This window comes from Wohlfahrtiimonas populi, assembly GCF_002006795.1.
Classification (GTDB): domain Bacteria; phylum Pseudomonadota; class Gammaproteobacteria; order Cardiobacteriales; family Wohlfahrtiimonadaceae; genus Wohlfahrtiimonas; species Wohlfahrtiimonas populi.
Genome location: NZ_MVDN01000007.1, coordinates 56,324 through 71,796 on the forward strand (window position 1 = coordinate 56,324; position 15,473 = coordinate 71,796).

General features: G+C 36.7%; 12 protein-coding genes. 10 read left to right on the forward strand and 2 right to left on the reverse strand.

The window, feature by feature from the left end:
* Positions 1–118 precede the first annotated feature (118 nt).
* Positions 119–3,667, forward strand: a complete 3,549-nt coding sequence (locus BZK16_RS09005) for a pilus assembly protein (RefSeq protein WP_077928564.1) — start codon at positions 119–121, stop codon at positions 3,665–3,667.
* A gap of 66 nt (positions 3,668–3,733) precedes the next feature.
* On the opposite strand, the gene radA is transcribed toward BZK16_RS09005, so the two are convergent.
* Positions 3,734–5,113: a DNA repair protein RadA gene (gene radA, locus BZK16_RS09010; protein WP_077928565.1), complete on the reverse strand. Its 1,380-nt coding sequence runs from the start codon at positions 5,111–5,113 to the stop codon at positions 3,734–3,736.
* A 595-nt stretch (positions 5,114–5,708) separates the two neighbouring features.
* On the opposite strand from radA, the gene hfq reads away from it, so the two are divergent.
* The 7 genes from hfq to BZK16_RS09045 all read left to right on the forward strand — a co-directional run bounded on the left by hfq (position 5,709) and on the right by BZK16_RS09045 (position 13,017).
* Entirely contained in the window at positions 5,709–5,975 is a 267-nt protein-coding gene (gene hfq / locus BZK16_RS09015; protein WP_077928566.1) for an RNA chaperone Hfq, read from the forward strand.
* Positions 5,976–6,022: 47 nt separating this feature from the next.
* The gene (gene hflX / locus BZK16_RS09020) at positions 6,023–7,312 is read left to right on the forward strand and encodes a ribosome rescue GTPase HflX (protein WP_077928567.1); all 1,290 of its coding nucleotides are present in this window, start codon (positions 6,023–6,025) and stop codon (positions 7,310–7,312) included.
* Positions 7,313–7,330: 18 nt separating this feature from the next.
* Positions 7,331–8,689 (forward strand): FtsH protease activity modulator HflK, encoded by a 1,359-nt coding sequence (gene hflK, locus BZK16_RS09025; RefSeq protein WP_233145252.1) that lies wholly within the window; start codon positions 7,331–7,333, stop codon positions 8,687–8,689.
* 20 nt (positions 8,690–8,709) lie between these two features.
* Positions 8,710–9,690, forward strand: coding sequence for a protease modulator HflC (hflC, locus tag BZK16_RS09030; RefSeq protein WP_233145253.1), 981 nt, complete (start codon positions 8,710–8,712; stop codon positions 9,688–9,690).
* Complete coding sequence (locus BZK16_RS09035) at positions 9,615–10,850, forward strand: adenylosuccinate synthase (RefSeq protein ID WP_233145263.1); 1,236 nt, start codon at positions 9,615–9,617, stop codon at positions 10,848–10,850. The genes hflC and BZK16_RS09035 overlap by 76 nt, the downstream gene beginning before the upstream one ends.
* Positions 10,851–11,062: 212 nt before the next feature.
* A complete protein-coding gene (locus tag BZK16_RS09040; RefSeq protein ID WP_077928569.1) occupies positions 11,063–12,424 on the forward strand; it encodes a phosphomannomutase/phosphoglucomutase in 1,362 nt (453 codons plus the stop codon).
* Positions 12,425–12,426: 2 nt separating this feature from the next.
* Positions 12,427–13,017, forward strand: coding sequence for a Smr/MutS family protein (locus tag BZK16_RS09045; protein WP_077928570.1), 591 nt, complete (start codon positions 12,427–12,429; stop codon positions 13,015–13,017).
* Between the two features lies 1 nt (position 13,018).
* Here the strand turns inward: BZK16_RS09045 and BZK16_RS09050 are convergent, their stop codons facing one another.
* Positions 13,019–13,744 carry an IclR family transcriptional regulator gene (locus BZK16_RS09050; RefSeq protein WP_143691163.1) on the reverse strand — a complete coding sequence of 242 codons (726 nt, stop codon included), beginning with the start codon at positions 13,742–13,744 and terminating at the stop codon, positions 13,019–13,021.
* A 172-nt stretch (positions 13,745–13,916) separates the two neighbouring features.
* Here BZK16_RS09050 and BZK16_RS09055 point away from each other — a divergent pair, with 172 nt between their 5' ends.
* Entirely contained in the window at positions 13,917–14,957 is a 1,041-nt protein-coding gene (locus tag BZK16_RS09055; protein ID WP_077928572.1) for a DUF481 domain-containing protein, read from the forward strand.
* Positions 14,958–15,083: 126 nt separating this feature from the next.
* Positions 15,084–15,467 (forward strand): hypothetical protein, encoded by a 384-nt coding sequence (locus tag BZK16_RS09060; protein ID WP_077928573.1) that lies wholly within the window; start codon positions 15,084–15,086, stop codon positions 15,465–15,467.
* Positions 15,468–15,473: the final 6 nt, after the last annotated feature.

Genomic DNA, 15,473 nt, shown 5'->3' on the forward strand with positions numbered 1-15,473 from the left:
TCTTTAGATAATTTATATTGCTTACAAAGTAAAAATAATTATTTATTTGTCTGGTAATTTACATAATGGTTACATAGAATGAGTGAATAATAATTTATACTATGGTGAGAGTAATCATATGAACTATCATAAAGCATCGATAAAAATACTACATTTCTTAATACCAGCAATTGGTATGGCAGTGATGGCAGAAGCAAATACATTTGAGCCATCAACATCACCAGTTTTTAGTACTCCTCAAGCAAAACCGAATATTCATATGCTCTTTGATGATTCTGCATCTATGAAAGCAAAGGACACTGTGATGCCAGAACATGCCTATAGCTTTGGCTCTCCTGTGTGTAAAAGGCAAAGTACTGCTTGGCATAACGAACGTAAACGCTTAGGAGAGTATGATCCTTTTAGTAAAGGTAGATATATACCATGGGATGATTCGAGTGCTAAAAATGGGCTCATTGATGGTAAAAAGAAGCCACCAAGAATTATGGAGTGTGCAGATGTTACACGTACAGAAGCTTTAGATTATGCATTTAAATCAGTCATGTATAAATATCGAGATAAAGCTTATTTAGGTGTTTCATTTTTATGGCAGGTTAATGATGATGGGAGTAAAAATAAAGGTAATGGTTTAATTAGGTTACCTATTGATGATTATTCAGGCTTATCTGAGCAAAATTTTAAATCTACAGCCATTGATCCTGTTTCAAAGCTTATTAAAAATTCTCCAGGAAATACACCAATGTATCCTGCGGTTTATGAAGCCATTAAAATGTTTCGTGGGCAGCCTGTTACGGCATTTGGTGTAAATGAACGTTTTACCCAATTTCCTGTGGTTAAAAAAGAATGTAAAGGTTCTTCTTGCTTTTATGCGTATGTTCAGCATCCAACACCATTGCGTTATCGTTGTCAGCAGAATCATTTAATTGTTATGACGGATGGGCAACCCAATGATTATAAAGTTTGGGGAATTGGTAAAAATGATGGCATGAGCACATCGAGTACTTCTGCTAAAGATCTATATGTGAATGATGTTAACCAATCTGTGACAGCAACAACGACTGGCAAGAAAATGGGTGAATTAACATCGAAAGTGGATTTAAGATCAGCACATAAGCCTATTTTGAAAAATGGGCAATGGGTTGAGAAAGATAAGGATGATGCAGGTAAAGCATGGAATGATGCATTGTCGATTCCTATGCCTATTTTTACTCACAGTGTGAGCTTATTTGTTGATCCTAAGTCTTACATTTATACAGATATGACTCAACCAACAAAAGGGATGAATTTAGGGTTTGCTAAAGGTGATGGTAATGCTGAAGATTTGATGTTGGCATTTGACACGATCTTTTCTTCTATCATCAGAAGTACAAGTAGTACGTTAGCAACGAATGATCGAAATAATGCTGATGTGCTAGATGGTCGTCCAGCTATTTCAGGTGGTAATATTGATTTGTCAACTGTTGGAACGATTCGTTATGATACAACGTATAATTTTAGACAGCGAATTGGTAATATTCGTGCAGTTGTACCATATATCAGTGAATATAAAGAGATTACGGGAAGTAAGAAAAAAGAGCCTGTGGTTTCGACTTTAGAGCTGTGGAATACTAATACAACAATTAAATCTAACCAAGGGCGCTATTTGACGTTCATAGATTCGGGTAAAGGTAATAACGGCACTAAGTTTACATACTTAACAGATGCAAGTGTAAATAAGCAGTTTAGTAGCATTTTCGATGCCACTAATTATGGTGTGAAATTTGATAAAAGTTACATCGATTGGTTAGTGGACTTTGAAAAAACAACTCATCCAAATCAATTGAGAGGGCGATTGCAGCCAATGGGTAGTATTACAAACTCTGACTTAGCTTTGGTGAATAAAGATGCATTGAATATCAATGTTGTTAAAGAAAAAATGTCAAGAAATTTAAGTAAAGAATTGGTTGGATACTTAAAATATAAAGCAAAGTATCAGCCTACAAATTTATTGATCGTGACGGATAATGATGGATTTATCAATTTTATTAATGCACAGCGAGGATTAACTGGTAATGAGAAAGCTGGTGCTCGTAATACAGCTTACTTCCCACAGCTATTGGCTCATCGATTAGATGAAATTGCTAAGGATAATAGAGAAGCAACTTTAGTGATGGAAGGCAAAACAAATTTAACAGATGCGAAAGTGTATCAACAAACTGTTGGCGATATTTATGCAACGATAGGTTTGACTGCGATGGGTAGTGGAGGAAAAGGATTAGTAGGTTACAGAATTTATGCGGCTTCTCAAGACTCTGTAGATCGCTCAGTTGCTCCTTCCAATAATGCTGCTGATACCATTGATAAAGTATTGCCATTATTTGAAATTACCAACCAAGGGCCAGAACAATATAGAACGAAAGGTTTTGAAAACTTGGGTTATACATATTCGGGCTTTGAATTTTTTAACCGCCTTGTAGATCAAGGCAATAACAAACGTGGGCAGTCAGTTGCAATTTTCGGTAATGGTTTCGGTGTTGATCAATCAGTTTTATATTTCATTGATGCTTATACTGGCGAAAAGTTACAAGAAATTATTTTAAGCAAAAATGGTGGTGGAGCAGCAACACCTTCAATCATTGTACGTAATGATCCAGCTAATAATGGTCAAGTTTTAGATCGTATTTATGTGGGAGATTATTCTGGAACTTTATATAAAATAGATTTTAATGGCCAAGATTTTACAGATCAAAATGCTGTTAGGGTAACGGCTTTATTTAAGGCTTCAACTAGCCCAAATAATTTAGGGCAATCGGCAATTTCTGTTAAACCATTGGTGATAAAAAATAAATCATCAGGTTTATATAATATATCGTTTGGTACGGGAATTGCAGTAAGCAAAGAGTTGGATCGAGGCAAGAATTCATTGGTTGAACATAGTATTTACAATATTATAGATCATAACCGTACTTCAGTAGATTCAACTGCAACAGTTGCAGAGTTAGCGAAAAATGATGTGGCATTGAAACCACTTTTATCTCAAAATTATTTAAAAGTCGGCAAAGTTAGTTATAAAGATGGAGCTAATATTGATTATTTATCAGAAAATAAATATCAATTAGATATTGAAACTCCTAAAGCTTCTGGTTCAGAGTCAAATGTGAATCAATATGGATGGAGTATGAGATTGTTGGCCGATGGTTCTACTTCAGGTGAACGTGTTATACAAAATCCTAAGTATGATGCGAGAACAGATGCTGTAGTATTTGCAACATGGGGAATACATGAAAGGGATCTTTCATATTCTGTGGGTAATGTTTATGATCCATGTTTGGCGGATGCAGCCTTTGGTAAATTGTTATCATTCAATGTGAAAACAGGTGGTTCATCTGGTAAAAAAGGTATCATGAATCAAGGTACAACCAATACCGCGCCTGGTGGTGTGACGGGTGATGATATTGTCAGTGATCCTGAAGGCAATAGCACTACAGATTTAAGCCAATTGGATAATGATTTGCAAAATGAAATTATAGACATTGTAGGTAAAGATGATAGTGCATATACAACTGATCCTGATAATTTAGGTTATGAATGCTCTGGGGATATTTTGGGGCAGCTAGAGTGTGAGGGCGGAGAACGACCTAAATTAGATTTGCATAAAGGTCGCGTTAGCATTCAAAAAATTCTTTAAAGCTATAATAAAAAATCCCGTATACTGCGGGATTTTTTATATATTACGTATTGATTATAAAAATAATTATCGACTCATTTCAGATAATGCATCAATGACTTCTGCTAATTTTGAAACAGAGACAACTTTAAAACCATTTTGTGTTTGGCGTGGTGCATTGCCTTTAGGGATAATTGCTTGCTTAAATCCATGTTTGAAAGCTTCTTTCAATCTATCTTCACCATTAGGAATTGGACGAATTTCCCCAGACAAACCCACTTCACCAAAAATGATTAGATTAGAAGGTAGGATTTTATTTCTAAAGCTTGAGTATGCTGCTGCAATCACAGCTAAGTCAGATGCAGTTTCCGTAACTTTTACGCCACCCACAGCATTGACATAAACATCTTGATCATTCATTGCAATACCTGCATGGCGATGTAATACTGCCAAGAGCATCGTTAATCTTGCTTGTTCAATACCTAATGTGACGCGGCGAGGATAATTACCAAAGGATTGATCCACTAAAGCTTGAATTTCTACTAATAATGGGCGAGTGCCTTCTTTGGTTACCATGATGACACTGCCTGCGCTTGGCTCTTCATTGCGAGATAAAAAGATTGCGGAGGGATTATTAACTTCACGCAAGCCTTTATCTGTCATTGCAAAAATACCGAGTTCATTCACAGGCCCAAAACGGTTTTTATAAGCACGCATAACTCGGAAACGTGAACCCACTTCACCTTCAAAATATAAAACTGAGTCCACCATATGCTCTAAAACTCTAGGGCCAGCAATTGCTCCTTCTTTTGTGACGTGACCCACTAAGAAAATGGCTGTATTTGTACGTTTTGCAAATCGTGTCAAAAGCGCTGCACTTTCTCTCACTTGTGCAACATTACCAGGTGCAGAACTAAGAAATTCGGTAAATATGGTTTGTATTGAATCGATGACCATAATTTTAGGAGATAGTGCCTCAGCAGTTGCGATGATTTTTTCAACAGATGTCTCTGATAAAATTTTAAGATCACTCTGTTCCAATGATAAGCGTTCTGCACGTAGGGCGATTTGGCTTGGTGATTCTTCACCTGTGACATAAAGAACATCTAAAGTTTGGCTAAAATGCACCATAGTTTGTAAAAGGATAGTTGATTTGCCAATCCCAGGGTCACCACCAATGAGTACGACAGAGCCCGTAACTAAGCCATCACCTAAAACACGGTTAAGCTCTGTTAACCCTGTATCATATCGTTGATGTTCTTCTTTTTTAATATTATTTAAGGTTTGGATGGCATTGCTACCAGCTGTACCAGCATAGCCTGATAAACGAGAAGATGAAGGTAAAGTTTTTTCAACCATAACTTCTTCAATACAGTTCCATTCTTGGCAGTCTAAACACTGGCCTGACCATTTTTGAGTGATGCTTCCACAGGACTGACAGACAAATTTTTTTTTGTTTTTACTCATAGAATGTTAACCTAGTCTACTAATCGAGGAATGGATCATAACAATTTTAGAACGGTAAGTTCTATAAGGCTGTAAAAAAAATCTATCAAAATTAGTTATTTCATAAAATTAAGTCTATATAATTACTCTACGTTTAGGGATATTTACAAAAAAAATATAATATAACTTGACGTATAAGAAAATGGATCTAAGATGTCATATCCCTTATTTTGTAGATTAGTGACGTCTCAATTAAGGGGGCTTTGATAATAATTAAATGTTTAAATATGTAAATTAATGCTAATTAGTTGTAATATTTTGAATATATTGTATTTCAAAGTCTGATATAAAATAGTAAAGATAATAACTGAATTATTACGGATATGTTCTATACTTTTTTATCATCGATGTGAAAACTGTATAAGTATTGATCTAGCTCTGCATTGATTAAAAAAAATACTAATTAACTTGCCAGTATTAGTTGTTTTAATCAATAACGCGCTCCATATCATTTAAAGTATGTTTATAGGTGATTGGTATGCAGATACAGTCGAAAATAAAAGATGTAACAAATTTTCTCAACAAAATTAATTAATTATTAGTGAAGGATATAACAATGGCAAAATCACAATCTCTACAGGATCCATTCTTGAATGTGCTCTGTAAGGAAAAAATTCCCGTATCAATCTACTTGATTAACGGTATCAAATTACAAGGACAAGTTGAGTCTTTTGATCAGTTCGTAGTTTTATTGCGTTCAAACGTTAGCCAAATGATCTATAAGCATGCGATTTCTACAATCGTACCTGCACGTAGCATTCGCGTTAGCTTTGATGGCGAAGAAGCAGTATCTGAAGAATCAGAAGCTGAAATTACTATTTAATTAGGATTTCATGGTAGAATTGAGCTTTTGTACGAATCATATTTAGAATGTTCGAAAACGAAAGCCAATCAAATCAAGGAGACCAAGCAATCTTGGTCTCTTTACAATCTCAAAACTCACATTCAGAAGAAATCAGTGAATTTCAAGAGCTAGTTAAAGCTGCTGATGTCAGTGAACTTACTTTGATCAAAGGAAAGTTGCTTGCGGCTAATCAAAGATATTTCTTAGGAACTGGTAAAGTTGAGGAAGTCCGTGAAGCAGTTGTTGCCTTAGGCGCAAATGTTGTCATCGTAAATCATGAACTTTCACCCAGTCAAAATCGTAACTTAGAAAAATATTTAAATGTCCGTGTGTTAGATCGTACGGCACTCATTTTAGATATATTTGCACAGAGAGCAGAGAGCTTTGAAGGTAAACTTCAAGTTGAGCTAGCACAGCTCACCCATATCTCGTCTCGATTAGTGCGAATGTGGACTCACTTAGATAGTTTACGTGGCGGTAGCGTAGGATTACGTGGCCCCGGTGAATCTCAATTAGAGATGGACAAACGTATGATTGGTCTAAGAATTAAACAATTGAAAAAGAAACTAGAAAAAGTTCAGCAAGTTCGTCATCAAGGCCAAGCTTTGCGTGATCGCTTATGCGTGCCTGTGATTGCGTTAGTTGGTTATACGAATGCGGGTAAATCTAGTTTATTTAATCGTTTAACGGATGCTGAAACATACGTGGAAGATAAGCTGTTTGCAACGTTGGATCCAAAACATCGCACATTATTTTTAGATAATATTGGTGATGTTGTAATCGTGGATACAGTTGGCTTTATTTCTAAATTACCACATGAATTAGTGACAGCATTCCATTCAACATTACAAAGCGCTGTAGATGCAGACTTATTATTAGAAGTTGTCGATGCATCTGATCCTGAACGAGAATTCAAAAACGAACAAGTGGCACAAGTATTAGAAGAGATTGGCGCGGATAAAGTGCCAAGGATTCTTGTGAACAATAAGATTGATTGCTTAGATGATGTTGTGCCGCATGTTACTTACAATGATGAAGGTATACCTCAATCGGTTTGGATCTCTGCAGAAAAAGATTTGGGGATTCAATCACTAAAAGATTCTATTGCTGTTTATTTTAAAGAGAAACATATTTCAAAAAATATTATTTTACCACCTTCAAAAGGTAGATTACGTGCTAAGCTATTCGAGTTAAATGCGGTAAAAAATGAGTCTATCAATGAGAATGGCGAATTTGTTATAGAGTTATTTATGCAAAAATCAGATTGGGATCGTTTAGTGAAACTAGATGATGATGCCCAAAAATACCTCAATTAGAGATTTTAGATGCAATTTATGGCAAAAATTGGTAATTTATTTCCACTTTTGTCTAAAACATTCTTGAATTTATTTAAGGGAAAAATGAAAGAGAGTACTTTGGAAATGGCTTGGAATGAGCCAAAAGATCGAAACAATACTGGTGGACAACAAGAGCCATCACGTGATCAAGAGCAAAAGCCGAAACAGGAAGATATGCCTGATTTGGATGTTTTGTTAAAAGATCTCAAAAATAAAGTTTTGGGTAAATCAACTCAAAATAAAGGTAATGGAAATGGCAACCCAAATGGTGGCAATAATAATCGCACGCCTAATATCCCTTTTGGTGGTGTGAGTGGAAAATTAGTTAGCTTCGGTGTTGTTGGTGCATTTCTTTTATGGATGTTAACTGGAATTTATATTGTTGATACAGGGAATAATGCCGTTGTATTGTTCTTAGGTAAAGAGCAAGCAGTAACAGGCCCAGGTATGCATTGGCGTTTTCCGTCGCCAATAGGTGAACATCGTATCATCAACGTAGAAAATCGTTTTTCTGCAACAATTGGTGGTCGCAATGAAACAATGATGCTAACTAAAGATGAAGCAATTGTAGATGTACGTGTTGAAGTTCAATATGAAATTAATCGTGCGGATCCAGCTAGCTATTGGTTTGCATCAACTAATCCTGATGAAGTTTTGCGTGATGTTGTAGAAAGTGCACTGCGTGAACGCGTCGGCCAAACAAGTTTGGATGCAATTTTAACATCTGGCCGTGCTCAATTAGTGGCTGAAGTTAAAGTTTTGGCTCAAGAAGTATTGAATCAATACAATATTGGCTTAAATATTACTAATGTAAACTTGGTAGATGCACAAGCACCAAAACCAGTTCAAGCAGCCTTTACAGATGCAATTAAGGCACGTGAAGATGAACAACGTATGATCAACCAAGCTGAAACATATGTAACAGATGTATTGGGTCGATTAAACGGTGAAGTAGAGCGTGAATTGGCAAAAGCAGAAGGTTACAAGCAAAGTGTGATCGCGAAAGCAGAAGGTGAGGCGAATCGCTTTACTTTATTGAACCAAGCATATGCACAAGCACCTTCCATTACTCGCCAAAGATTATATTTGGATACAATGGAAACAATCTTTAAAGATACAAATAAAGTCTTGATGAATACAAACAGTAATAATTTGATGGTATTACCATTGGATCAATTATTGAAAGGTAAATCTCAAGCGGATTCGGCAAAAGCTTCAGAATCAAGTACTGGCACATCTTCGCAAAAATTACCTGCGATTGGTAGCTTAGTAACACCTTCAACAAGCCAAAATAGTCTATCTCAACAAGAAACTACTCAAGAACGTGCTATTCGTAGCCGTCGCGATGGTCGTTAATTTAGGAAGTAGGACAAAGCATGAATCAGAAATTTACACCAATCGTTATTTTATTAGCTGTTGTAGGATTTTTATTAGCTAATTCAATCTATGTTGTTAAACAGTGGGAGACTGCGATTCGCTTGCAGTTCGGTGTTGTTCAAGAGAATAACATTGGCCCAGGTTTGCACTTTAAAGTGCCATTCATTAACACTGTTAGAAAATATGATCGTCGTTTGCAAACACTAGAAACAGATCCAGAGCCTTTCTTGACATTGGAAAAGAAAAACTTGATCGTGGATACATTTGTGCAATGGCGTGTGGCTGATCCAAAAGTATTCTATGAACGTGTTCAAGGTAATGCAATGCGTTTGAATAGTTTATTGAAGCCAGTTGTACAAGATAACTACCGTGCAGAATTTGCAAATCGTAATCTTCAAGAAGTGGTTGCAGGTTTTGATGGTACAACTAACAAAACTGTTCGTTCTGTGATTCAGAATGACATTTTGAACAATATTCGTGAAACAGGCCGTCAATACGGTGTTGAAATCGTAGATATGCGCATCAAAGGTGTTGAGTTGCCTGAGGATGTTAAGCAAAGTGTTTATGATCGTATGAATACAGAGCGTGAACGTGCAGCAAAAGAGTTCCGCGCACGTGGTGAGGCAACTTACATTGAGAAAGTTGCAAATGCAGATAAAGAGCGTGAAATTAGGTTGGCAGATGCTTATAAGCGTGCTGAAATTTTACGCGGTGAAGGCGATGCAGAAGCAACAAGCATTTATGCAAAAGCATTTTCTGCAAATCCAGAATTTTATGAATTTAATCGTAGTTTAGAAGTCTATCAGAAAGGTATTAAAAAGGATGGCGACATCTTAATTNNAAACAAATGGGTAAGAATGTCATTGTCGTTGGCACTCAATGGGGTGATGAAGGTAAAGGTAAGATCGTTGACCTTCTCACAGAAAAAGCTACAGCAGTTGCTCGCTTCCAAGGTGGCCACAATGCTGGTCATACATTAGTGATTGACGGTAAGAAAACAGTTTTACGTTTGATTCCATCAGGTATTTTGCGTTCTCACATTACTTGCTACATTGGTAATGGTGTTGTGTTGTCTCCAGTTGCTCTATTGAGCGAAATGGATGAGTTGTTGTCAAAAGGCGTTGATGTTGATAAGCGTTTGAAAATTTCAGAAGCTTGTCCATTAGTGATGCCTTATCACATAGCGATTGACTTGGCGCGTGAAGAAAAATTAGGCGTAAACAAAATTGGTACAACAGGTCGCGGTATTGGTCCAACTTATGAAGATAAAGTTGCGCGTCGTGCGATTCGTGTTGCAGATCTTTTCTATCCAGAGCGTTTCAAAGAGAAATTGACTTTGGTGATGGATTACCATAACTTTGTATTGAAAAACTACTTTGGTAAAGAGCCTTTGTCAGTTGACGCTGTATACAATGAAATCATGGCATTGGCGCCACGTATTTTGCCAATGGTGACAGATGTATCAGAAGAGTTGAACGCACTTCGTAAAGAAGGTAAAAGCGTAATGTATGAAGGTGCTCAAGGTACTTTCTTAGACATCGATCACGGTACATATCCATTTGTAACATCAAGCAATACATCAGCAGGTGGTGCAGCAGTTGGTACTGGTGTTGGTCCATTGTATTTTGATTATGTAATGGGGATCGTTAAAGCTTATACAACTCGCGTAGGTTCAGGTCCATTCCCAACAGAATTGTTGGATGAAGTGGGTCATGGCTTAGCAGAACGTGGTCATGAGTTTGGTTCTGTAACTGGTCGTGCACGTCGTTGTGGCTGGTTTGATGCACCTGTATTGCGCCGTTCTGTAGAAGTGAACAGTATTTCTGGTTTATGCTTAACAAAATTAGACGTTTTGGATGGTATGGAAGAGATCAAAATCTGTATCGGTTATGAATTAGATGGTAAGCAAATTGATTATCCTCCTTATGGTGCTGATCGTTTTGCAGCTTGCAAACCAATTTATGAATCTCATGCAGGTTGGACAGAAAGCACAGTGGGCGTTGCTTCATTTGAAGAATTACCAGTGAATGCACAGAAATACATTAAGCGCATTGAGCAATTGATTGGTGCGCCAGTGGATGTAATTTCAACAGGCCCAGATCGTTCTGAGACAATCGTATTGAAAGACCCATTTGCATAATGGTTTAAGTTAATCAAAATTGAAAAAGGGTTATGTAAATAGCCCTTTTTTATTTAGTAAAAAATATCTAGTTTGACTTGTGATAATTTAGATACAACAATCGCTTTAACTGAGCCTAAAACCTATTTTGCCCGTAGGGCGAAATAGGAAGAATGATTAAAATTTAAGGATTTAAAAGGCGATTGGATGGTCAATAAAACTGTGAGATTGATATGAATGAAATGAAATGCTTTAAAGCGTATGACATTAGAGGTATTGTACCAACAGAGCTGAATGAAAGTTTTGCCTATGATTTAGGTCGAGCTTATGCTTCTGAGTTTCAGCCCAAAAATGTTGTTTTAGGACATGACATTCGCGAATCGAGCTTGATGTTATATTTATCATTGATGAATGGTCTATTGGATTCAGGTGTTGATGTTATCTTGCTGGGCTTATGTGGCACAGAAGAAGTGAGCTATCAAACCTCTGCCTTAAAAACTGATGGTGGCATTATGGTGACAGCAAGTCATAATCCTATGGATTACAATGGCATGAAGTTATCTTTGAAAGATAGCGCGCCATTGGGGCAAGATACAGGTTTATGGCGTTTAAAAGATCGAATGATGCAGCAGCAATTTTCTGCACTGACATTTGATGGCAAAACCACTGAATATGATGATAAATCTGCTTACATTCAGCATCTACTCAGCTATGTTGATCTCACTAAAATTAAGCCTATAAAAGTAGTTGCCAATACTGGTAATGGCTGTGCATCTTTAGCTTTAGAACAATTGATTCCACATTTACCGATTGAATGGATCAAAATGAATTATGAGCCAAATGGCTCATTTCCAAATGGCATTCCTAATCCTTTATTGCCAGAAAATCGTTTAAGTACATCGCAAGCAGTGATTAAGCATCAAGCTGATTTTGGTTTGGCTTGGGATGGTGATAATGATCGTTGTTTCTTCTTTGATCATGAAGGTAATTTCATTGAAGGCTATTATTTGATGGGCTTGGTTGCTCAACAGATGTTGATGAAATATCCTCAGAGTAAAGTTGTGATGGATACGCGTTTGACTTGGAATACTGAAGCCATTGCGCACCAATACCAAGGTGAAGCGATTATGTCTAAAGGCGGGCATTCTTACATTAAACAAACAATGCGAGAAGCGGATGCTGTTTATGGCGCAGAAATGAGCGGGCATCATTATTTCAAAGCTTTTGCTTATTGTGATTCAGGTATGATTCCTTGGCTGCTCATTGCGGAGTTATTATCCAATTCTGATCGATCACTGAAATCATTGGTGGAAGAGAGTATTCAAGCTTTTCCATGCAGTGGCGAATTGAATTTTAAAGTTTCAGATTCGGATGAAGTTCTGCGTTATTTGGAGAATTATTTTGTGGAAGATCAGCCAGTGAAGCAAACATTGGATGGTTTAACATTAATTTTCCCTGAATGGCGTTTTAATGTGCGGGCATCGAATACGGAGCCATTATTAAGATTAAATATTGAAACACGTGGCGATATCGCTTTGTTGAAAGAAAAGCAGACATTGTTAGAGCAGTTGATTCATTTATATGTGATTGAATAGTTATGACAGATGATTACCAAAAAACACTAAAGTCACTGAAGAAAACGATGCGAAAGCAGGAAGAGCAAAAGAAAGCTTTGAAGCCTGTGAAAAAATTTGAGCCAAAAATTTTGGATTTTGCAGAGTTAATGAAAGATGTGAAGCGCATTGAAAGTGATACTGTGATTTTGCAACCTGATCGTCATCCCATTCGTGTGAAGCCAATCGTTGAAGAGGTGGAATATCAATATTTCTATGTGGGTGAATCTTATTTAGAGGCGCCAAAAAGCCATTCTAAAAATGGGCAGGGCAATCGTGATATTCAAAAGCTACTGGAATATAATTTTTCTATTGTGTCTAATTTAGATCTGCATGGTGTGAAATTGGATGGTGTCGATGAATTGCTTACTGAGTTTTGCTATTACGTGCAATCCAAAGGTGTTTGTGGACGAATCATTCATGGTAGTGGCTTAGGATCTAAACATTCAACGCCAGTTTTGAAAAACAGAGTACGTGCTTGGCTCGCTGAATATCCTGAAGTATTAGCATTCACAGAAGAGAAAAATAATGATGGTTCTGTGTTGATCCTGCTTAAAAGAAAAGGTTATCTCTAACCTAATCTTGGTTGATCAACAGCGTGATAGATTTCGCTGCTTTTAGTATCATTGCAGTTAAAACTTGTTGATGATCTTTGCCACGGAAATAAGGTGCCATTAATGTCACAACTGCGATCACGGATTGATAGCGAAAAATGGGTGCGGAAATGCCCAAAACGCCTTCATCAATTTCACCAACCGTAATGCCATAACCTTGTTCGATGATTTGATTCAATTCTTGATCCAAAGCTTTTTGCTTGCCTGCATTATTGGGAAATGCACGTTGAACGATACCATCTCGAACATCTAAAGGTTTATGTGCTAACAGTGTTTTACCACTAGCACCAGAAATTAAATCATTGGATCGGCCAGTTAAGAAAGAACAACGCAATGCTTGTGTACTTTCCACCATTTTAATGCAAATCGTTTCTGTGTAATCAGCAGCGATGATGGCAGCAGATTCACCTGTAGCTTCTGCCAGTTCACGTAAAACTTCATCACATTCGGGGCCAAATATTGAATAAGCTTGGTGCAATTGCTGACCTTTCAAGCTTTGTGCACCCAAAGTATAGGCACCATACAATTTAGATGGCGTTACGAATTCCCATGACATGAGAATATTCAATATTCTATAAACTGTGGATAATGGAATATTTAACTCGCTCGCAATATTCTTAGGGAAGGCTGGGCGTCCACAAGATGCGATATAAGACAATATGTTTAATAAACGATCAGTGCTTTTCATGATATTTTCTCCATAATAAACAATAACAATGAAAATATATAATGGCAAAAACTATTCTCATTGAATGAGAAAGTTAATTTATTGGTGCAATGTTATAGAGTTTTTATAACGAAGATGCCATTAACGTTCTATAATTATCCAACGAGTTAAACTGTGATTGAATGAATCGGATATGCGAAAAATACTTTATGTTGTATTAATTGGAATGATGGCAAAAGTGGCGATTGCAGATGAAGTTTATCTTAAAAATGGCGATCGTTTAACAGGTACAATTATCTATTTTGAAGGGCAATATCTCTTCATTAAAACGGAATATGCAGGTACTGTAAAAATCAATAATGATAAAGTGCGCACGTTTTCTGTTGCCAATCCTGTGAATATTAAGCAGAATCTATTTTCCTCCAGTATTGTGGCGGAAGAAGCCCATTTAAAAAATTATAAATCCAATAAAACAGGGCAATCTAGAAAAGTTTTGGTGATTCAAAATGGTGATGGCGTGACAGAAATTCCCATTACTGATGAATTATCATTGGCTAAAATTAATGGATCATCTCCAAAGAAAGAGCCATTAACATATTCAGGTACAGTGAATTTCGGTGCATATATTGATACCGATACTTCTAAAACATCCCGTTATAACTTTGATGGCGTTGTGGGTATGAAGTATGACTTTTGGCGCCATGCTTTAAAGGGCAAGTTTTATCGAAAAACTGAAGATGAAAAAACAAAAAGCTATTATTACAATTTAGATTATTCAGCAGATAGATTCTTTTCAAAATCATTCTTCTGGCAGGGAGCAATTGCTTATCAGTATGATTGGTTAGAAGATATTCGAGAAAATAAATCTATTGGTACAGGTCCTGGTTGGCAAGTTTGGGAAAATGAAGACTCTGCACTTTCTCTTGCTTCATTGGTGAATTACCAAATGTTGGATTATCGTGATGGTGGACACAGCGAAAATCCGCAAATGGCATTGAAGTGGGATTTTTACCAATATTTTGGTGATCGAGCTTTTAAATTCACGACCTCTGGTGAAGTTGGGCGAAGTTTTAATCGAGATGTATTGCTGGATCTCACAGCGAATGCCAACTTATCTTATAAACTCACTGAATCTATACTATTGAATACAGGTATTTCATACGAGAAGGTTCGTGCGAAAGATGGTAATTCCCGTAATAAAAGCATCAACTTAGGCATTGGTTATCAATGGTAGGTTTATTCACAAAATGATATTTGGCTGAGTTGAGATATTTATTGTCTGAACGAGCTAATTACAAAACTTCAAAAAAATATATGATATCAATTCTTATTTAAGAGTTTTTATTATTTTGGAGTGCTTGTGAAAGTTGATGCAATAGAATTCCCGTTTGTGCGGGTGGATTATATCAAAGGCCCCAATGAAATCATTGAGGATACATTATCTGATTTGTCTGATTTACTAAAAAGACAACAACCATTCGTTTTTATGGGTGAAGGTTCACCGAAAAAAGAAAACACGAATGAAGAGGAACGCAAAAAAGTTGCCCTCTGGATGAAAGCAAATCATGTGGATGTTCAGCGCTGGATTAAAGGCCATGTGCATGTCATTACTGAGCCAGATAAGTTCGAAATGATGCAAGAATTTTCAGTTATTTTCAAAAAATTTTGGGGTTACCCAATGATCGTTGTGCGCACGCAAGAAGAAGCGTTGGCTGAAGCAACATTATTGTTGAAAACCGAATAATCATTG